Annotated in this window: 17 protein-coding genes; 7 read left to right on the top strand and 10 right to left on the bottom strand. The window is 65.7% G+C overall.

Annotated features, from left to right (window positions below):
• The coding region (locus tag FHY06_RS15245; RefSeq protein WP_184605656.1) for a hypothetical protein at nucleotides 1–203 on the top strand (203 nt) is incomplete at its 5' end.
• A 10-nt stretch (nucleotides 204–213) separates the two neighbouring features.
• On the opposite strand, the gene FHY06_RS15240 is transcribed toward FHY06_RS15245, so the two are convergent.
• From FHY06_RS15240 to FHY06_RS15205, 8 genes are all read right to left on the bottom strand, one after another.
• Nucleotides 214–1,248, bottom strand: coding sequence for a purine-nucleoside phosphorylase (locus FHY06_RS15240; RefSeq protein WP_132797182.1), 1,035 nt, complete (start codon nucleotides 1,246–1,248; stop codon nucleotides 214–216).
• A 171-nt stretch (nucleotides 1,249–1,419) separates the two neighbouring features.
• A complete protein-coding gene (locus FHY06_RS15235) occupies nucleotides 1,420–2,730 on the bottom strand; it encodes a citrate synthase (protein WP_019654084.1) in 1,311 nt (436 codons plus the stop codon).
• Nucleotides 2,731–2,754: 24 nt separating this feature from the next.
• Nucleotides 2,755–3,069, bottom strand: a complete 315-nt coding sequence (locus FHY06_RS15230) for an FAD assembly factor SdhE (protein WP_019654083.1) — start codon at nucleotides 3,067–3,069, stop codon at nucleotides 2,755–2,757.
• A 34-nt stretch (nucleotides 3,070–3,103) separates the two neighbouring features.
• Nucleotides 3,104–3,805, bottom strand: a complete 702-nt coding sequence (locus FHY06_RS15225) for a succinate dehydrogenase iron-sulfur subunit (protein WP_019654082.1) — start codon at nucleotides 3,803–3,805, stop codon at nucleotides 3,104–3,106.
• A gap of 49 nt (nucleotides 3,806–3,854) precedes the next feature.
• A complete protein-coding gene (sdhA, locus tag FHY06_RS15220) occupies nucleotides 3,855–5,663 on the bottom strand; it encodes a succinate dehydrogenase flavoprotein subunit (RefSeq protein ID WP_019654081.1) in 1,809 nt (602 codons plus the stop codon).
• A gap of 6 nt (nucleotides 5,664–5,669) precedes the next feature.
• The gene (gene sdhD / locus FHY06_RS15215) at nucleotides 5,670–6,035 is read right to left on the bottom strand and encodes a succinate dehydrogenase, hydrophobic membrane anchor protein (protein WP_019654080.1); all 366 of its coding nucleotides are present in this window, start codon (nucleotides 6,033–6,035) and stop codon (nucleotides 5,670–5,672) included.
• Between the two features lie 13 nt (nucleotides 6,036–6,048).
• Nucleotides 6,049–6,495, bottom strand: coding sequence for a succinate dehydrogenase, cytochrome b556 subunit (gene sdhC, locus FHY06_RS15210; protein WP_019654079.1), 447 nt, complete (start codon nucleotides 6,493–6,495; stop codon nucleotides 6,049–6,051).
• A gap of 242 nt (nucleotides 6,496–6,737) precedes the next feature.
• Nucleotides 6,738–7,496, bottom strand: a complete 759-nt coding sequence (locus FHY06_RS15205) for a GntR family transcriptional regulator (RefSeq protein WP_019654078.1) — start codon at nucleotides 7,494–7,496, stop codon at nucleotides 6,738–6,740.
• A gap of 184 nt (nucleotides 7,497–7,680) precedes the next feature.
• Between FHY06_RS15205 and FHY06_RS15200 the strand changes: the two genes are divergently transcribed.
• From FHY06_RS15200 to FHY06_RS15180, 5 genes are all read left to right on the top strand, one after another.
• On the top strand, nucleotides 7,681–8,667 hold the full coding sequence (locus FHY06_RS15200; protein ID WP_019654077.1) for a malate dehydrogenase: 987 nt from the start codon (nucleotides 7,681–7,683) through the stop codon (nucleotides 8,665–8,667).
• 22 nt (nucleotides 8,668–8,689) lie between these two features.
• Nucleotides 8,690–9,481 (top strand): trans-aconitate 2-methyltransferase, encoded by a 792-nt coding sequence (gene tam / locus FHY06_RS15195; RefSeq protein ID WP_126186381.1) that lies wholly within the window; start codon nucleotides 8,690–8,692, stop codon nucleotides 9,479–9,481.
• Complete coding sequence (locus FHY06_RS15190) at nucleotides 9,478–10,476, top strand: HpcH/HpaI aldolase/citrate lyase family protein (protein ID WP_184605655.1); 999 nt, start codon at nucleotides 9,478–9,480, stop codon at nucleotides 10,474–10,476. The genes tam and FHY06_RS15190 overlap by 4 nt, the downstream gene beginning before the upstream one ends.
• Nucleotides 10,477–10,514: 38 nt before the next feature.
• Nucleotides 10,515–11,072, top strand: coding sequence for a hypothetical protein (locus tag FHY06_RS15185; RefSeq protein WP_019654074.1), 558 nt, complete (start codon nucleotides 10,515–10,517; stop codon nucleotides 11,070–11,072).
• 99 nt (nucleotides 11,073–11,171) lie between these two features.
• Nucleotides 11,172–13,763: a bifunctional aconitate hydratase 2/2-methylisocitrate dehydratase gene (locus FHY06_RS15180; protein ID WP_126186383.1), complete on the top strand. Its 2,592-nt coding sequence runs from the start codon at nucleotides 11,172–11,174 to the stop codon at nucleotides 13,761–13,763.
• 74 nt (nucleotides 13,764–13,837) lie between these two features.
• Here the strand turns inward: FHY06_RS15180 and FHY06_RS15175 are convergent, their stop codons facing one another.
• Nucleotides 13,838–14,698, bottom strand: a complete 861-nt coding sequence (locus FHY06_RS15175; RefSeq protein ID WP_184605654.1) for a hypothetical protein — start codon at nucleotides 14,696–14,698, stop codon at nucleotides 13,838–13,840.
• A 38-nt stretch (nucleotides 14,699–14,736) separates the two neighbouring features.
• Complete coding sequence (locus tag FHY06_RS15170; protein ID WP_184605653.1) at nucleotides 14,737–15,873, bottom strand: DUF2827 domain-containing protein; 1,137 nt, start codon at nucleotides 15,871–15,873, stop codon at nucleotides 14,737–14,739.
• Between the two features lie 489 nt (nucleotides 15,874–16,362).
• On the opposite strand from FHY06_RS15170, the gene FHY06_RS15165 reads away from it, so the two are divergent.
• Nucleotides 16,363–20,146: beta strand repeat-containing protein (locus tag FHY06_RS15165; protein ID WP_260310437.1), on the top strand; the 3,784-nt coding region annotated here is incomplete at its 3' end.

The raw sequence follows: 20,146 nt of genomic DNA, 5'->3' as shown, positions 1-20,146 counted from the left end.
CCCGTTTCGTGAACGGTGCGACCACGACCGACATCGCAGCGCCGACCGGCGGCACGAGCACCGAGCTTGCGGGCGGCTTCACGCTTGCCTTGGGCTCCTCGACCAGCCTCTACGGCGAAATCGGAAAGCTCTGGGCGAGCGGCGGCGACGCCAGGGTCAAGGGCTCGATCAACGGGTCGGTGGGCGTGCGCGTGAAGTGGTGACGGACTGCGATCAGTCCGCAGGAACCCCGGCGCTCCAGGCGCCCCAGTTGCCGACGATGGCATCGACCAGGGGACGGCCCGCGACCAGCAGATTGGCGGTCGAGATCGGAAACCCGCCCGACTCGGCTGACAGAGAGGCGTAGGCGGTCTGCCCCGGATGGGGCCGGTCGAAGTTCGAGGCGGTGCGCAGCACGGCCACGCGCTTCAGGTCCAGCAGGCCGGCGCTGGCGCCCCGCTTCAATGCCTCGTAGGTGGCGTTGTCTTCCTGCTGGGTGGTGCAGTACCTGCCCTGTCCGTCGGTCACCAGCGAAACCCAGCGCGTGGCCGTCTCGCCCAGGTATTTGCCGTGCCAGTAGGTGTCTCCGGCCGCGGTGTCGCACTGCAGGACTGAGGGGCGAGCCCTGGCCGACGGCTGCGGATAGCTTGCACGATAGGCGCGCGCCTTGTCGCTGTCGGCCAGCGGCGCGTTGGCCGACAGCTTCAGCGCCTTCTGCAGCAGCTTCTCGTCGAGGCGGAAGACCTCGGTGCGGTACTCGAACTTCGGCTTGGAGTCCGGATCCCTGGCGCCGATGCCGAAGTAGCCGGAGCGCCAGGTCGCCGGCATCTCGCGGGCGTCGATCTCGTGCGCGATGCCGAAGTCGACGAGATATCGGGCCCAGGTGGCCGAGCCGATGGTGGAGACATTGGGGTCGACGCCGGCGATGCCCGCCACCAGGAAGTAGGTTTTCGAGAGGTCGAACTTCCCGCTGAACACCAGCGCGGTGATCGAGGCGGCCGCGTTCGTGTGCCCCATGCCGGTGGTGACCTGGCACACCCCGTCGGCGTTGCAGCGTACCGCCGGGTCATCGGCGGACAGTCCGGGCACCTTGATCTCCCGGTTCAGCTTCAGCGGCTCGAGCCACACCTGCGCCTCGGGCTTGAACATGCTGATGATGAGGACCTTCACGGCCACCTGTTGCTGCGGCGCGCCTTGTGTCGCTGAAGGCGGCGTGGAGCGGGTCGCATCGCTCGCGCAGCCGAGCAGGGCGGACGCGGCGAGGGCCATGCAGGCCGCACTTGAAGACAAACCGACTATCCGTCTGGAAGCTGCCATCTGCTTTCTCCTTTTTCGTCGAACCAACAGGAAGCAAGGAAGGAGACCGCAATTTACAGGCCAAAAAAAAGCTGCCCGAAGGCAGCTTCTTTGATGGCCGGGCCGGACGGCCCGGATGGCGGATCAGCGAGCCGAGATCGGCTTCACGTCGCGCTTGGGCGAGCCTTCGAACAGCTGGCGCGGGCGGCCGATCTTGTACTCGGGGTCGCCGATCATTTCGTTCAGCTGGGCGATCCAGCCGACCGTGCGGGCCAGCGCGAAGATCGCGGTGAACAGCGGCACCGGGATGCCGATGGCGCGCTGCACGATGCCCGAGTAGAAGTCGACGTTCGGGTACAGCTTGCGCGACACGAAGTACTCGTCTTCCAGGGCGATCTTCTCGAGCTGCTTGGCCAGTGCGAACAGCGGGTCCTTTTCCAGGCCCAGCTCGGTCAGCACTTCGTTGCAGGTTTCCTGCATCAGCTTGGCGCGCGGGTCGTAGTTCTTGTACACGCGGTGGCCGAAGCCCATCAGCTTGACGTTCGAGTTCTTGTCCTTGACCTTCTTGATGAACTCGCCGATCTTCTCAACGCCACCTTCCTTCTGGATGTCGTAGAGCATGTTCAGCGCCGCTTCGTTGGCACCGCCGTGGGCAGGGCCCCAGAGGCAGGCCACGCCGGCCGCGATGGCCGCGAAGGGGTTCGTGCCCGACGAGCCGCACAGGCGCACCGTCGAGGTCGAGGCGTTCTGCTCGTGGTCGGCGTGCAGGATGAAGATGCGGTCGAGCGCGCGCTCGAGCACCGGGTTCACCTTGTACTCCTCGCACGGCGTGGCGAACATCATGTGCAGGAAGTTGCCTGCATAGCTGAGTTCGTTCTTCGGGTACATGTACGGCTGGCCGATCGTGTACTTGTAGGCCATGGCCACGAGCGTGGGCATCTTCGCGATCAGGCGGATCGCAGCGATCTCGCGGTGCTCGGGATTGTTGATGTCCGTGCTGTCGTGATAGAAGGCCGACAGGGCGCCCACCAGGCCGGTCATGATGGCCATCGGGTGCGCGTCGCGGCGGAAGCCGCGCAGGAAGAACTGCATCTGCTCGTTGACCATCGTGTGGTTCGTCACGAGCTTCGTGAAGGTGGCCTTCTTGGCAGCGTCTGGCAGTTCACCATACAGCAGCAGGTGGCAGGTCTCGAGGAAGTCGCAGTTGGTCGCGAGCTGCTCGATGGGGTAGCCGCGGTACAGCAGCTCGCCCTTGTCGCCATCGATGTACGTGATGGCCGACTGGCAGGCGGCGGTCGACATGAAGCCCGGGTCGTACGTGAACATGCCGGTCTGCGCATACAGCTTGCGGATGTCGATCACGTCGGGGCCAACGGTGCCCTTGTAGATCGGCAGTTCGACGCTGTCGCCGCCGTTGCTGAACGACAGCGTGGCCTTGGTATCGGATGCTTTCATTTCGGTTTACTTTCAGAGGTGGATTCAGGGCGAAGGAGAAATTGCAGGGCGCTGCGCGCCGTCGGTGCGCATGAGCTGCAGCAAGGCGACCACCTCGGCCCCGGCCCATTCGGGCTCGGGCTCCTTTCTGCGCAGAAGGAGGTCGAGGAGATCGTTGTCCGACAGGTCCATCAATGTCTCCATCGCTCCCGCCTGACCCACGGTCATGCGGGATTCGTGCCGCTCGAAGAAGCGGGCGATGAACAGGTCGTTCTCGAGCAGCCCGCGCCGGCAGCGCCATTTGAGTTTGCTCAGCGCGCGTTCGCTGAGCAGCTCCTGGGAGTCGACGGCGGATTGCATAGGGACTTTCTGAAGAACTGCTGGACCGCGGGGCTCAGATGGCGCGGCGCACCATCAATTCCTTGATCTTGCCGATGGCCTTGGTGGGGTTCAGGCTCTTGGGGCACACGTCCACGCAGTTCATGATCGTGTGGCAGCGGAAGAGGCGGTACGGGTCTTCCAGGTTGTCCAGGCGCTCGGCGGTGGCCTGGTCGCGGCTGTCGGCGATGAAGCGGTAGGCCTGCAGCAGGCCGGCGGGACCCACGAACTTGTCGGGGTTCCACCAGAAGCTCGGGCAGCTCGTGGAGCAGCTCGCGCACAGGATGCACTCGTACAGGCCGTTGAGCTCCTCGCGCTCCTCGGGCGACTGCAGGCGCTCCTTCTCGGGCGGCACGGTGTCGTTCTGCAGGTAGGGCTTGATCGAGTTGTACTGCTTGAAGAACTGGGTCATGTCCACGATCAGGTCGCGGATGACGGGCAGGCCCGGCAGCGGCTTGAGCACCACGGTGCCCTTGAGCGTGTTCATGTTGGTCAGGCAGGCCAGACCGTTCTTGCCGTTGATGTTCATCGCGTCGGAGCCGCAGACGCCTTCGCGGCACGAGCGGCGGAACGACAGGCTCGGGTCTTGCGCCTTGAGCTTCATGAGCGCGTCGAGCAGCATGCGCTCGTGGCCGTCGAGTTCGATCTCGACCGTCTGCATGTAGGGCTTGGCGTCCTTGTCCGGGTCGTAGCGGTAGATCTGGAATGTGCGCTTCATCGTAGTGACCTTGTGAATGCTTTGTGTGAGCTGACTGTGAGCCGCTCGCTTAGAACGTGCGGACCTTCGGCGGAACCGAGGCCACGGTGAGCGGCTGCAGCTTGACCGGCTTGTACGAGAGGCGGTTGTCGGCGCTGTACCAGAGGGTATGCTTCATCCAGTTGGCGTCGTCGCGGCCCAGCGGCGCGACCGGATCGTCGGCCGGGCGCTCGTAGTCTTCCACCGTGTGGGCGCCGCGGCATTCCTTGCGGGCGGCAGCCGAGACCATGGTGGCCTGCGCCACTTCGATCAGGTTGTCTACTTCCAGCGCCTCGATGCGGGCGGTGTTGAACACCTTCGACTTGTCCTTCAGGCCGATGGCCTTGACGCGCTCGCGCACGGCGGCGATCTTGACCACGCCTTCGTCCATCGAGGCCTGCTTGCGGAACACGGCCGCGTGCTGCTGCATGACGGCGCGGATCTCGCCGGCCACGTCCTGGGCGTACTCGCCGCCGGTAGAGGCTTCGAGGCGGTTCAGGCGCTCCAGCGTGCGGTCGGCCGCGTCGTTGGGCAGGGGCTTGTGTTCCTTGAGCTTGTCGTTGAACTCGACGATGTGGTTGCCGGCGGCGCGGCCGAACACCAGCAGGTCGAGCAGCGAGTTCGTGCCCAGGCGGTTGGCGCCGTGCACGCTCACGCAGGAGCATTCGCCCACAGCGTACAGGCCGTTCACCACGGCGCTGTTGTCCTCGCCCTTCTGCACCACGACCTGGCCGTGGATGTTGGTCGGGATGCCGCCCATCTGGTAGTGGATGGTCGGCACGACCGGGATGGGTTCCTTGGTGATGTCGACGTTGGCGAAGTTGACGCCGATCTCGTACACCGAGGGCAGACGCTTGTGGATGGTTTCCGCGCCAAGGTGGTCGAGCTTGAGCAGCACGTAGTCCTTGTTGGGACCGCAGCCGCGGCCTTCCTTGATTTCCTGGTCCATCGAGCGCGAGACGAAGTCGCGCGGCGCCAGGTCCTTCAGCGTGGGCGCATACCGCTCCATGAAGCGTTCGCCGTTGCTGTTCAGCAGGATCGCGCCTTCGCCGCGGCAGCCTTCGGTCAGCAGCACGCCCGCACCGGCCACGCCGGTCGGGTGGAACTGCCAGAACTCCATGTCCTGCAGCGGAATACCCGAGCGCGCGGCCATGCCGAGGCCGTCGCCGGTGTTGATGAAGGCATTGGTCGAAGCCTGGAAGATGCGGCCCGCGCCGCCGGTGGCCAGCAGCACGGTCTTGGCCTGCAGGATGTGCAGGTCGCCGGTTTCCATTTCGAGGGCGGTCACGCCGACCACGTCGCCTTCCTCGTCGCGGATGAGGTCGAGCGCCATCCATTCGACGAAGAACTGGGTGCGTGCCTCGACGTTCTTCTGGTAGAGCGTGTGCAGCATCGCGTGGCCAGTGCGGTCGGCCGCGGCGCAGGCGCGCTGCACGGGCTTCTCGCCGTAGTTGGCCGTGTGGCCGCCGAACGGACGCTGGTAGATCGTGCCGTCGGGGTTGCGGTCGAAGGGCATGCCGAAGTGCTCGAGCTCGTACACGACCTTCGGTGCTTCGCGGCACATGAACTCGATCGCGTCCTGGTCACCGAGCCAGTCGGAGCCCTTGATCGTGTCGTAGAAGTGGTAGTGCCAGTTGTCCTCGCTCATGTTGCCGAGCGACGCGCCCACGCCGCCTTGCGCGGCGACGGTGTGCGAGCGGGTCGGGAACACCTTGGAGAGCACGGCCACGTTGAGGCCGGCACGTGCGAGTTGCAGCGAGGCGCGCATGCCGGAGCCGCCGGCACCGACGATCACGACGTCGAACTTGCGCTTGGTGATTTTTTCTTTTGTGTAGGTCATGGTGGGTCAGATCTTCCAAAGCACTTGAATGGCCCAACCCGCACAACCGACAAGCCAGACGATGGTGAAAACTTGCAGCACGAGACGGATGGCGACGGGCTGGATGTAGTCCATCCACACGTCGCGCATGCCGACCCAGACGTGGTACAGCAGGGCGACGATCACGGAGAAGGTCAGGACCTTCATCCACTGCGCGGCGAAGATGCCGGCCCACAGGTCGTAGCCGATGGGGCCGCGGGTGAAGATCAGCTGCGCGAGCAGCACGATCGTGAAGAGCGCCATCAGGCAACCCGTGATGCGCTGGCTGAGCCAGTCGCGCAGACCGTAGTGGGCGCCGACGACGACGCGCTTGGAGCCGTAGTTCACAGACATGGTGGGCTCCTTCTCAGTACAGGCCGAACAGCTTGGCGCCGAGCACGACAGTGAGCAGGATGCTCAGTGCCAGCGTGGCGATGGCCGAGGTGTTGCCGAATTCCTTGTTCACCGCGGAGTGGCTCACGTCCATCCAGAGGTGACGCAGGCCGGCGATGAAGTGGTGCAGGTAGGCCCAGATCAGCGCGAGCGCGACGAGCTTGAAGAACCACCCCGGAACGAAACCAAGGCCGCTGTTGAAGGCGGCCTTGAAGCGGGCGAACGAATAGTCGGAGGACAGCGAGGTGTCGAACATCCAGATGATGAACGGCATCAGCAGGAACATCAGCACGCCGCTGACGCGGTGCAGGATCGACACGATGCCCGCCGGCGGCAGCCGGTAGGTGGTGAGGTCGGTGAAGGCGTTGATGTTGCGGAATTCGCGACGCTTGGGCCGGGGAGGAGTTGCAAGCTCTGTCATTGGGGGATGGGCTTTCGTGGCTTTTGTGACTTGTTGGCTTGTTGCTTGTTCTGAGAGCGAACGCTTTTGTTTCTTATGGGGAAGTGCAAACAACGCAAAATTCTATTGCAATGCACCATCACGCTGCGGACGCATGCGAGTCAGTGCACCGTTGCAGTCGGATGCTATTGACTTCGTAGCGCAATGCTCACGTTGCATGCGTGCGCTGGCGCGCCTGTGTTCGGCGTTCATCTGCATCGGGATCAGCCCAGCTGGTTCCTGTAGTGGTGCGTGTCGGTGCGATAGAGACCGCGGCGCAGTTCCATCGGGGTGTCATGGTAGGTGTGTGCCACGCGTTCCACGCTCAGAAGGGGCATCTGCGGCGGCACGTCGAGCAGCGCGGCCTGTTCGGCATCGGGCAGCACGGCGCGGATCTTTTCTTCGGCGCGAACCATGCGCACGCCGAATTCCGTTTCGAAGAGCGCGTACATCGGGCCGGGCCACGCGCGCAGCCGCTCGGCGGTGAGGCCCTTGAAGGGGGCGCCCGGCAGCCAGAGGTCTTCGAGGATGGTGGGGACGCCGCCGTAGGCGAGCACGCGGCGCACCTGCAGCACGGCGTCGGCGGTGCGCAGGCCGAGGGCGCGCGCCACGTCCGCCGATGCGCGCAGGCGCTTGCAGTCGACGATGGTGCGAACGGCCGGGCCCTCGGTGCTCGGGTCGCCCTCGTCGGGCACGAGCTTGAGGAAGCGGTACTGCACATGCTGCTCGGCATGCGTGGCGACGAAGGTGCCCTTGCCCTGGCGGCGCACCACCAGGTTCTCGGCCGCGAGCTCGTCGATGGCCTTGCGCACCGTGCCCTGGCTCACGCGGTAGCGCACGGCCAGGTCCATCTCGCTCGGGATGGGTTCGCCCGGCTTCCACTCGCCCGCCTGCAGGCTCTGCAGGATCAGGGTCTTGATCTGCTGGTAGAGCGGACTGAAGGACGGCGTCGCGGGCTCGTCGAAAGGGGTGGGCGTGTTCATGGCAGCTGTGGGGTGCGCCTTGGCGGACCCCGAGAGGATATCTTATATAAGACATAAGACGGGGCTCATCGAATCGGCTTAAAATGCTGCCGGTCTCGCGCTGCGGGAAGGTGTTTCATCCCGCAGAACCCCTGGCGCCCCACGAGAGCGCCGACACCGTTTCATTACCTTCTGGAGTCTTCCCATGAGCAAAAAGCCCGTCCGCGTTGCCGTCACCGGTGCCGCCGGTCAAATCGGTTACGCCCTGCTGTTCCGTATCGCCTCCGGTGAAATGCTCGGCAAAGACCAGCCGGTCATCCTGCAACTGCTCGAGATCCCCGACGAGAAGGCCCAGAAGGCGCTCAAGGGCGTGATCATGGAGCTCGAAGACTGCGCCTTCCCGCTGCTGGCCGGCGTGATCCCCACCGGCGACCCGCTGGTGGCCTTCAAGGACGCCGACTACGCCCTGCTGGTCGGTGCCCGTCCCCGTGGCCCCGGCATGGAGCGCGCCGACCTGCTGGCCGCCAACGCCCAGATCTTCACGGCCCAGGGCAAGGCCCTCGACCAGGTCGCCAGCCGCAACGTCAAGGTGCTCGTGGTCGGCAACCCCGCCAACACCAACGCCTACATCGCCATGAAGAGCGCGCCCAGCCTGCCGCGCGAGAACTTCACCGCCATGCTGCGCCTGGACCACAACCGCGCCGCCAGCCAGATCGCCGCCAAGACCGGTACGGCAGTGGGCGACATCGAGAAGCTCACCGTCTGGGGCAACCACTCGCCCACGATGTACGCCGACTACCGCTTCGCCACCGTCGGCGGCAAGGGCGTCAAGGACCTGATCAACGACCAGGTCTGGAACGCCGACACCTTCCTGCCCACCGTGGGCAAGCGCGGCGCCGCCATCATCGAAGCCCGCGGCCTGTCGTCGGCTGCCTCGGCCGCCAACGCAGCCATCGACCACATGCGCGACTGGGCCCTGGGCTCCAACGGCAAGTGGGTCACCATGGGCGTGCCCTCCAACGGCGAATACGGCATTCCGAAGGACGTGATCTTCGGCTTCCCGGTCACCACCGAGAACGGCAAGTACAAGATCGTCGAAGGCCTCGAGATCGACGCATTCAGCCAGGAACGCATCAACAAGACGCTGAAGGAACTGCAGGACGAGCAGGCCGGCGTCGCCCACCTGCTGTAAGCAAGCCAGTCCCCCGACCAGCATGCTCGACTGGAACCCCGCGCTCTACCGTCGCTACGAGGACGAGCGCACCCGTCCCGCGCAGGAACTCCTCGCGCGGGTGCCGTTGACCGAGGCGGCCCGCGTGGTCGACCTCGGCTGTGGACCGGGCAACTCCACCGAGCTGCTGGTCAACCGGTTCCCGAAGGCGCAGGTCACCGGGACCGACAACTCCGAAGCCATGCTGGTCAGCGCGCGCGAGCGCCTGCCGCAGGCACGCTTCGAGTTGAGCGACATCGCGACCTGGGCGCCGCGATCTGAAGAAGAAGCGCCCGACCTCATCTATGCCAACGCGTCCCTGCAGTGGGTGCCCGATCACGAGAAGCTGATCCCGCGCCTGTTCGACGCGCTGGCGCCGGGTGGCGTGCTCGCCATCCAGATGCCCGACAACCGCCAGGAGCCGACGCACCGCCTGATGCGCGCGCTCGCCGCCGAGGCGCCCTGGGCCGAGCCCATCGGCGACGCGGACAGGCTGCGCACGCTGCTGCTCGACCTGCGCGGCTACTACGACCTGCTGGCGCCGCTCGCGCCGCACGTCGATGTCTGGCACACCATCTACCAGCACCGCATGGCCGATGCGGCGTCCATCGTCGAATGGGTGCGCGGCACCGGCCTGAAGCCCTTCGTCGACCGCCTGCCGCCCGACCTGCAGGCGAGCTACCTCGCCGAATACCAGCGGCGCGTGGACGAGGCGTACCCGGTGCGTACCGACGGCAAGCGCCTACTGGCCTTCCCGCGCATGTTCATCGTCGCGCAAAAGGGCGACAAGGCATGACGACAGCCGCGCACCCCGCTGACGTGCTGCTCGGCGCACAGGCCGGTGCGGTGGCGCTGCCTGTTTGCGACCACTACAGCGGCGTCGAGGCGCGCATGAAGAAGAGCCTCGCGCTCCAGGCCGAGATGGCCGAGGAGTTCGGGGCCTGCGTGTTCGACGTCACCCTCGACTGCGAGGACGGCGCGCCCGTGGGCGGGGAGGCCGAGCACGCAGCGCTCGTCACCGAGCTCGCGCTGGCCGCGAAGCCCGGCATGCGCGTCGGCGTGCGCGTGCATCCCGTCGATCATCCGGCCTTCGCGGGCGACGTGGTCACCATCGCCGGCCGCGCCGGTTCGCGCCTGAGCCACCTGATGGTGCCCAAGGTCGAATCGGTGGCCGACGTGCATCAGGCTGTCGCGGCCCTCGACGCGGCCGATGCCGGCGCGCTGCCGCTGCACGTGCTGATCGAATCGCCGCTGGCGGTGCACAACGCCTTCGAGATCGCCGCCCATCCGCGCGTTCAGTCGCTGAGCTTCGGGCTCATGGATTTCGTCTCGGCGCATGCCGGCGCCATCCCGGCCGACGGCATGGGCGCGGCAGGGCAGTTCAGCCACCCGCTGGTGGTGCGCGCCAAGCTGGCCATCGCCTCGGCCGCGCACGCCTACGGCAAGGTGCCCTCGCACTGCGTGGTCACCGAGTTCAACGACGCCGGCGCCATGCGCACGGCCGCGCGCAGGGCGGCCACCGAATTCGGCTACACGCGCATGTGGAGCATCCATCCGAACCAGATCCGGCCGATCCTGGAAGCCTTCTCGCCCGACGAGTCGCAGATTCAAATTGCCACAAAAATCCTTGTAAAGGCGGCGGCTGCGGATTGGGCTCCGACACAAATTGATGGCACATTGCACGACCGCGCGAGCTACCGCCACTTCTGGCAGGTACTGACGCGTGCCCACGCAACAGGGCGCGCGTTGCCCTCCGAGGCGAAAGCCTGGTTTGCATTCGCGGCCTCCTGAAACGAAACCTTCGAACCCAGCCTCAAGGAAACCCACACATGAAGAAAATTGCCCTGATCGCCGCTGTCGCCCTGGCCCTGCCGCTCGCGGCCGTGGCACAGAGCACGACGCCTGCCAAGCCTGCGGCCAAGGCCGAGACGGCGAAGAAGGCGCCCCCGAAGCGCCAGGTCACCCGCAAGGCCGCCAAGGCGGTGGAAGAAGTCACGCCGATCAGTGACGACACCAACATCGTCCTCACCGATGCCGATCTCGAGGTCGCCAAGCGCGTGTCGATCGGCAAGGCCCAGTGCGAGCTGGGCGCCGACGTGACCGTCACGCCTGACGAGAAGAAGCCCGGCTTCTTCACCGTCAGCACCAAGGGCCAGAAGTACCGCATGCACCCGGTCGAAAGCCGTACCGGCGCCATCCGCCTCGAAGACCCGCGCGCTGGCGCCATGTGGCTGCAGCTCGGCAACAAGTCGATGCTGATGAACCAGAAGGCCGGCCTGCGCATCGCCGACGAATGCCAGACCGACGCCCAGATCGCGTTCGCTGCAGAAATGAAGAAGAACCCGCCCAAGGCCCTGTTCGACGGCGCCGACGGCGAGAAGAAGTAAGCGCCAGTAAGCGCTCCTACCCGGCGTGCGGCGCGGCTCTTGCTTTGACCGCTGGAGCCGCCTCGCACGCCCGCCAGATCAGTTTCCGGAGAAAAGAAGATGTTGCAAGCCTACGTTGACCATGTTGCCGAACGCGCCGCGCTCGGTATTCCGCCGCTGCCCCTGAGCGCGAAGCAGACTTCCGAAGCGATCGAGCTCCTCAAGAGCGCGAATGCCAAGGACGGCGCCTTCCTGCTCGACCTGCTGACCCATCGCGTGCCCGCTGGCGTCGACGACGCCGCCAAGGTCAAGGCGAGCTACCTCGCGGCCGTGGCCCACGGCACCGAGAAGAGCGAGTTCATTTCGCGCGCCCGCGCCACCGAACTGCTCGGCACCATGCTCGGCGGCTACAACATCAGCCCCCTGATCGACCTGCTCGACGACGCCGAAGTCGGCGCCGTGGCGGCCGAAGGCCTGAAGAAGACCCTGCTGATGTTCGACCAGTTCCACGACGTCAAGGAAAAGGCCGACAAGGGCAACGCCCACGCCAAGGGCGTGCTGCAGAGCTGGGCCGATGCCGAGTGGTTCACCAGCCGTCCCGAAGTGCCGCAGAGCCTGACCATCACGGTCTTCAAGGTGCCCGGCGAAACCAACACCGACGACCTCTCGCCCGCGCCCGACGCCACCACGCGCCCCGACATCCCGATGCACGCGCTGGCCATGCTCAAGAACAAGCGTGAAGGCACTGCGTTCCAGCCCGAGGAAGACGGCAAGCGCGGCCCGGTCAAGTTCATCGAGTCGCTGAAGGAAAAGGGCCACCAGGTCGCCTACGTGGGTGACGTGGTCGGCACCGGCTCCAGCCGCAAGTCGGCCACCAACTCGGTGCTGTGGTTCACCGGCGAGGACATCCCCTTCATCCCGAACAAGCGCTTCGGCGGCGTGTGCCTGGGCACGAAGATCGCCCCGATCTTCTACAACACCATGGAAGACGCGGGCGCGCTGCCCATCGAGCTCGACGTGAGCCAGATGGACACCGGCGACGTCGTCGAACTGCGCCCCTACGAAGGCAAGGCGCTGAAGGACGGCAAGGTCATCGCCGAATTCAAGGTCAAGAGCGACGTGCTGTTCGACGAAGTGCGCGCCGGCGGCCGCATTCCGCTGATCATCGGCCGCGGCCTGACGGCCAAGGCGCGCGAGGCCCTGGGCCTGCCCGCCTCGACGCTGTTCCGTCTGCCGCAAAGCCCGGTCGACACCAAGAAGGGCTTCTCGCTCGCACAGAAGATGGTCGGCCGCGCCTGCGGCCTGCCCGAAGGCCAGGGCGTGCGCCCGGGCACGTACTGCGAACCCAAGATGACCTCGGTCGGCTCGCAGGACACCACCGGCCCGATGACGCGCGACGAGCTGAAGGACCTGGCCTGCCTGGGCTTCTCGGCCGACCTCGTGATGCAGTCGTTCTGCCACACCGCCGCCTATCCGAAGAAGGTGGACGTGAAGATGCACCACGAGCTGCCCGAATTCATCAGCACCCGCGGCGGCGTCTCGCTGCGCCCGGGCGACGGCGTGATCCACTCGTGGCTCAACCGCCTGCTGACTCCCGACACCGTGGGCACGGGCGGCGACAGCCACACCCGCTTCCCCATCGGCATCAGCTTCCCGGCCGGCTCCGGCCTCGTGGCTTTCGCCGCCGCCACCGGCGTGATGCCGCTGGACATGCCTGAATCGGTGCTCGTGCGCTTCAAGGGCAAGATGCAGCCCGGCGTCACGCTGCGCGACCTGGTCAACGCGATTCCGCTGTACGCCATCAAGCAGGGCCTGCTGACGGTCGAGAAGAAGGGCAAGAAGAACATCTTCTCGGGCCGCATCCTCGAGATCGAGGGCCTGCCCGACCTGAAGGTGGAACAGGCCTTCGAACTGAGCGACGCCTCGGCCGAACGCTCGGCCGCCGGCTGCACGGTGCACCTGAACAAGGACCCGATCATCGAGTACATCAACAGCAACATCACGCTGATGAAGTGGATGATCGCCGAGGGCTACGCCGATGCACGTACGCTGCAGCGCCGCATCGCCGCGCAGGAAGCCTGGCTGAAGGACCCGCAACTGCTCAAGGGCGACGACGACGCCGAGTACGCGGCCGTCATCGAGATCGACCTGGCCGACATCCACGAGCCCATCGTGGCCTGCCCGAACGACCCCGACGACGTGAAGACGCTGTCGGACGTGGCCGGCGCCAAGATCGACGAAGTGTTCATCGGCTCGTGCATGACCAACATCGGCCACTTCCGTGCCGCGTCGAAGCTGCTCGAAGGCAAGCGCGACATCCCGGTCAAGCTGTGGATCGCCCCGCCGACCAAGATGGACGCGCAGCAGCTCACCGAGGAAGGCCACTACGGCGTGTTCGGCAATGCAGGTGCGCGCACCGAGATGCCGGGCTGCTCGCTGTGCATGGGCAACCAGGCCCAGGTGCGCGAAGGCGCCACCGTGATGTCGACCAGCACCCGCAACTTCCCGAACCGCCTGGGCAAGAACACCAACGTGTACCTGGGTTCGGCTGAGCTGGCCTCCATCTGCTCGAAGCTCGGCCGCATCCCGACGCGCGAGGAGTACATGGCCGACATCGGCGTGATCAACAGCAACGGCGACAAGATCTACCAGTACCTGAACTTCGACAAGATCGAGGACTACAAGGGCGTGGCGGATACGGTCGCGGCCTGAGCAGGCTTTCCCGGGCGATCTGCGGATCGCCCAATGAAACAAACGAGCCCCGCTTCGGCGGGGCTTTTTCTTTTTCAGGGTGGCGGCTGGTTGGGCTGCAGGTGCTCCTGCCCCGTGAGCACCATCGCCGCGCCGGCCGGGCCGCCGACCGCATGCGGCAGCGAAGTCAGCAGCGAGTTGGCGAAGTCGCCGCGATACAGCTTGGCGCCCTGGTGCGACAGGTTGGAGTTGGCGTCGATGTAGATCGACTCGCCCAGGCCCATCCAGAGGCGGCAGAAGCCGTAGTCCTCCGACAGGTAGCGCCGCGTCTTCGGATCGACCATGACGTCGAAGAAGCGGTAGTGCAGGCCCATGTCGGCCTCGCCGATGCCGTCGGGCACATAGCTCAGCTCGGGGTAGCTCGCCATGAGCCGTTCGAACACCGAGCGCCTGATCGCCATGAAGCCGGTGGGCGCCTCGGTCATCTTCATGAAGCCGTCGGGCTGCACCTCGAGCTCGACCCGTGAGGTGGCCTCTGAGGCCTCGGCGTTGACCGTATAGCGGGTGAAGGTGGATTCGAACTCTTGCTGCGTCGTGCCCGCCGCCACGCCGCCTTCGGGCCAGTTCTCGCGCTTCAGCGGATAGACGCCTGCCGCGACGTCGTAGCCCGACAGCAGCAGCCGGAAGGCGGCCTGCGCCGAGAAGCCGATGTCGGCATCGACCCAGAAGAGGTGCGTCCACTGCGGGTTGGCCAGGAACCGGGCCACGCAGTTGTTCCGCGCGCGCGTCACCAGGCTCTCGCCCTGGTGCGTGAACACCTGCAGCCGCATGCCGGCCCGCTCGGCCTGCACCGCGAAGTTCAGCATCGAGTTGAGGTAGTTCACGAAGACCTTGCCGTCGTGGCTCGGCGTCACGATCAAAGGGAAGAACTGCCGGAGTTCGGAGGGGTCGAGCATGTCGGTTCCATTCGCTTGTCTGGTCGCGGCGGCCCGGGCTATCGGGCGGTGCGCCGCATCAGGCCGAGCAGCAGCGTGTCGTAGACCTCCGTTGCCGCGGCGTTGCCGGGAAGATAGCGGCCGATCAGGCTGCGCTGGCGTTCGCGATACGAATCGGCCTGCGCGTCGTGCGTGTCGATGGCCTCGATCACACGCGCGCTGGCGCCGGACACGTCGTTGCCCTGGTAGTAGTAGCCCAGGTCCGCGCACAGGTGCGCGTTGTGCACCAGCGGATAGCCCTGCCAGCAGGTCTCAAGGTAGAAGTAGTTCAGCGGGTTCTCCCACTGATGGGAGATCACGATGTCGGTGTTCTGCGCGAGGAACACGGGCGTCTCGTGGCGGCCCACGAAGACAGCCTTGTGCTGGCGAACCAGGTCGAGCTGGTTCATCAGCGTGATGAACTCCATGTTCTCCTTCGCCAGCCGTTCGGCGTTGGTGACCTGCAGCAGCGCGATGGCCTCGGGCCGCGAGCGGTAGGCCAGTTCGGCGATCAGCACCGGGTAGAGGCAGAACTTCACGACGTTGATGTTCGGCTCCATCACGCTGAGCCGGCGCGGGTCCGTCTTCGGCAGGTAGACGCCCGCATCGGGCAGCGCGCGCGTGCGCTCGTCCAGGAATACCGGACTCCAGACGAAAGGCACCGGGCGTGCGTCTGTGCGGCGCAGCACCTCGAAGTACGGCTGGCTGATGTTGGCCACCTGCGGAACCATCCAGATGTCGTCGTAGCGCTGGTTCACGAAGAGGTTCTGGCCCCACAGCGGCTTGCCGAACAGCATCGACTCCATGGCGTGCACGTACTCGAAGCCGCAGCAGTACGACACCAGCCGCGCGCCGCGCTGCTTCAGGTAGTCGGTCTGCGCAGCGTCGATCTGGCCGCCGAGCTCGATCAGCACGTCGACGTTGTCCTTGGCTGCCTCGAAGGTCACCGTGGGCCAGCGCGCCTGGTCCCACGGCAGGGCCGCGGTGATGGGGGTCGCCGTCGTGTTGACGAGGACTACCGAAGCCACCGTCGGGCAGTGCCTCAGCGCTTCCGCCAGGAAAACGGCGTTCTGCTTGATGCCGTTGTTCCAGAGCGTTTCGGCTTCGTGATGGAGGCCGATGGTGATCCCAATTCTGAGTTTGGATGCTTGGGACATCGAATTGTTTCTCAATTGTTAATTGCCTCGATGGGCTATTGGCGTGAAAAAGATCACAAATCTTCAATTAGGGTGGTGTGATTAATTTCACGATTCTAAATGTGTGCGTGATCTTTTTGGCAAAACTGGAAGGGCGAAGAGTATTGCGGAGAAGGAGGAGTAAAGCCTCTCTGATGGGCGAAGTTGCTTGCAGATGCTGCAGCTGTGGTCGTTCCTGATTTTATTTGGAACCCCGTTTCGCGGCGTTCTTGTCGCTCGAATGGCTCAAAAAGCAGGACGCTTTTTCAAATTTTTGTGAACTAAATCATCAGAGGCCATTTTCAAGATTGCTGCAGCGCGTTTGAAATGTAAACAACTCCGTACATTCCAGCATTCCTGTAAATGAGCGCGGCAAAGACCTGTGCTCCAGCGATGGCCCCTGAGGTGGGAAGCGTCGCGTCTTCAGTCGATAGAACCCGGTCCATCCGATTACCGCGAGCCCAAAAGTAAATGAACAAGTCCTACAGAAGCATCTGGAACGAAGCCCTCGGCGCATGGGTGGCGGCGTCCGAACTCACCTCTGCCAGAGGCAAGCGCAGCAGCAGCGCCCGGCGCTCGACGTTCCGTCTTCTGGCCGTGGCCTCGCTCTATGCGGCGCTGCAGGGGACATCCGGGGTGGCCTACGCCAACCTCATCTACACCGACAGCACCTGTGTGACCGGATCGAGCGGCACCGTGGGGCGCGTGAATCCGGGGAGCACGTCCAACGGCAGTGCAGGGGTTGGCGCGCCGGCGCAGGACGGCTCGGGCACCTACTCCGTCGTGGCCGGGTGCAACGCGTCCGGCAACGGGGCCACCGGTGTCAGCGTGTACGGTGCATTCGCGCAGGGCCGGGCGAACGGCGCCTCTGCCTTCGGCTTCCTGAGCAACGCCGCAGGCACCTGGAGCAGCGCCTATGGCCTCGAATCGACCGCGAGCGGCATCTCCAGCATCGCGATGGGCTTCGGCAGCAATGCGTCCGCGCTCAATTCCGTGGCCATCGGCGGCGCGGGCGGGAATGGCACCACGCCCTTGAGCGTCGCCAACTCCACCACTGCCTCCGGCAACGGCGCGGTCGCCATCGGCAGCAATGCGACCAAGGGCGCCCAGGCGACGGCGACGGATTCCATCGCCATCGGCGGCCAGGCCTTCGTCGGCTCCTCAGCCACGTCAGGCGTGGCCATCGGACGCGGCTCCAACGTGTCCGGCGTGAGCGCGATCGCGATGGGTGACGGCGCCAACGCGGCGGGCGTCAACGGCATCGCCATCGGCACGAATGCCAACGCAGCATCCACCGGCTCCTCGAACCTGGCGATCGGCTGGGGCGCGCAGGCCACCGGTACGAACGCCGGGCTGGGTGACTCCACCGCCCTCGGCACGAGTGCCAAGGCCACCGGCCAGGATTCGACCGCCGTCGGCGGCCAGACCACCGCCAGCGGCAAGAACACGCTGGCCATCGGCAACAACGGCACGACCGCCTCCCAGGACGGCGCCACGGCTTTCGGCGTGAGCGCGGTCGCGTCCGGCAAGAATTCGCTGGCGGCCGGCAACGGCACCGTGGCATCGAACACGGGCTCGATCGCCGTCGGCAGCAACCTGAGCGGCGTCGCCAACTCGGCCGCCGTCGACGGCATCGCGATCGGCGGGCAGTCGTCGGTGGCGTCTGCCGCCACCTCGGGCATCGCCCTCGGACGAGGAGCCGCGGTCAACGGCACCTTCGGCATTGCCCAGGGCGACGGCGCAACCAGCACCGGCTCGAACGCCACGGCCATCGGCGCAACAGCCAATGCGGCTTACGCCAACAGCGTCGCGCTCGGCGCGGGCAGCGTGACCGGTACAGCCGCTCCCGCGGGCAAGGGCTTCCTCACCGGCGCGGCCGCGCCCGCCTCCGAAGTTTCGGTGGGCTCGTCGTCCGCCCTGCGGCGCATCACCAACGTGGCCGACGGCGCCGCTGCCCAGGACGCGGTGACGGTGGCCCAGCTCAGCACCGGCATGAGCACCACGGCGAGCAGCATCGCCAGCCTCTCCACCTCGACCTCGACGGGCATCGCCAGCCTGTCGACCGGCCTGAGCACCACCAACAGCACAGTCGGCAGCCTCTCGACTTCCACATCCACCGGCCTGAGCACCGCGACCAGCCGCATCAACAGTCTTTCGACCGGCCTGAGCACGACGAACAGCAGCGTCGCGAGCCTGTCGACGGGGCTCAGTACCACCAACAGTGCTGTCTCCAGCCTGTCGACATCGACCTCCACGGGTATCGCCAGCCTGTCCACCGGCCTGAGCACCACGAGCAGTTCCGTCTCCAGCCTGTCGTCCGGGCTGAGCACGACGAACAGCAGCGTGGCGAGCCTGTCGACTTCCACTTCGACCGGCATCACCAGCTTGTCGACGGGGCTCAGCACCACCAACAGTGCAGTCTCCAGCCTTTCGAGCTCGACCTCGACGGGCATCACCAGCCTGTCCACCGGCCTGAGCACCACGAACAGTGCGGTGGCGAGCCTGTCGACTTCCTCCTCGACGGGCATCAGCAGCTTGTCGACCGGTCTGAGCACCACCAACAGCACCGTCGGCAGCCTCTCGACTTCCACCTCCACCGGCCTGAGCACCGCGACCAGCCGCATCAACAGCCTCTCGACGGGCCTGAGCACTACCAACAGCGCCGTCTCCAGCCTGTCGACCGGTCTGAGCACCACCAACAGCACTGTCGGCAGCCTCTCGACAGGCCTGAGCACCACCAACAGCGCCGTCGCGAGCTTGTCCAGCTCCGCCTCGACCGGCATCACCAGCCTGTCGACTGGCCTGAGCACTACCAACAGCGCCGTTGCAAGCTTGTCCAGCTCCACCTCGACGGGCATCACCAGCCTGTCGACTGGCCTGAGCACCACGAACAGCGCCGTCTCCAGCCTGTCGACTGGCCTGAGCACCACGAACAGCGCCGTCTCCAGCCTGTCGACTGGCCTGAGCACCACGAACAGCGCCGTCTCCAGCCTGTCGACCGGTCTGAGCACCACCAACAGCACTGTCGGCAGCCTCTCGACTGGCCTCAGCACAACCAACAGCAGCGTGGCGAGCCTGTCGACTTCGACGTCGACTGGCCTGAGCACTGCGACCAGCAGCATCGGCAGCTTGTCGACGGGCCTCAGCACCACGAACAGCGCAGTGGCCAGCCTGTCTACTTCCACCTCGACGGGTATCACCAGCCTGTCGACTGGCCTCAGCACGACCAACAGCGCCGTCGCAAGCCTGTCGACTTCCACCTCGACCGGCATCAGCAGCCTCTCGACCGGCCTGAGCACGACCAACAGCAACCTGAGCACCCTGAGCTCGACGGTCAGCTCCATCTACAACACGGGCACGAAGTACTTCCACGCCAACAGCACCGGCGCCGACAGCCAGGCCATCGGCGCCAACAGCGTGGCCATCGGCCAGAACGCCGTCGCCAATGGCGACAACAGCGTGGCGCTGGGCGCGAACTCCACGGCCAGCCGCAGCGCCGCGGCAATGACGAACTACGACGCCTTCGGAGTTGCAAGCAAGCAGACCGCTGCCGGCGAGGTGAACGTGGGCAACCGCGTGATCACCGGCGTGGCGCCCGGCACGGCGGACCAGGATGCGGTCAATGTGTCGCAGGTGAAGACGGTCACCGCGTCGCTGTCCAGCGGCCTGAGCACGGCCACCAGCAGCATCGCCAGCCTGTCGACCTCCACGTCGACCGGCCTGAGCACCGCGACGAGCAGCATCGGCAGCCTGTCGACAGGCCTGAGCACGACCAACAGCACCGTCTCAAGCCTCTCGACGACTCTCAGTTCCTCGACCAGCGCCATCAACAGCCTGTCTACCGGTCTGAGCACGACGAACAGCAGCGTCGCGAGCCTGTCGACTTCGACTTCCACTGGCCTGAGCACTGCGACCAGCAGCATTGGTAGCCTGTCTACGGGCCTCAGTACAACCAACAGCAGCGTCGCGAGCCTGTCGACTTCCACGTCGACGGGGCTGAGCACCGCGACCAGCAACATCGGCAGCTTGTCGACGGGTCTCAGCACGACGAACAGCAGCGTGGCGAGCCTGTCGACTTCGACGTCGACCGGTCTGAGCACTGCGACGAGCAGCATCGGCAGCTTGTCGACGGGCCTCAGCACGACGAACAGCAGCGTCGCGAGCCTGTCGACTTCCACGTCGACGGGACTGAGCACTGCGACCAGCAGCATCGGCAGCTTGTCGACTGGGTTGAGCACAACCAACAGCAGCGTGG

Origin of the sequence: Variovorax atrisoli (assembly GCF_014195185.1) — a bacterium.
GTDB lineage: Bacteria > Pseudomonadota > Gammaproteobacteria > Burkholderiales > Burkholderiaceae_C > Variovorax > Variovorax atrisoli.
This window is presented reverse-complemented; position numbering and strand designations above follow the sequence as displayed.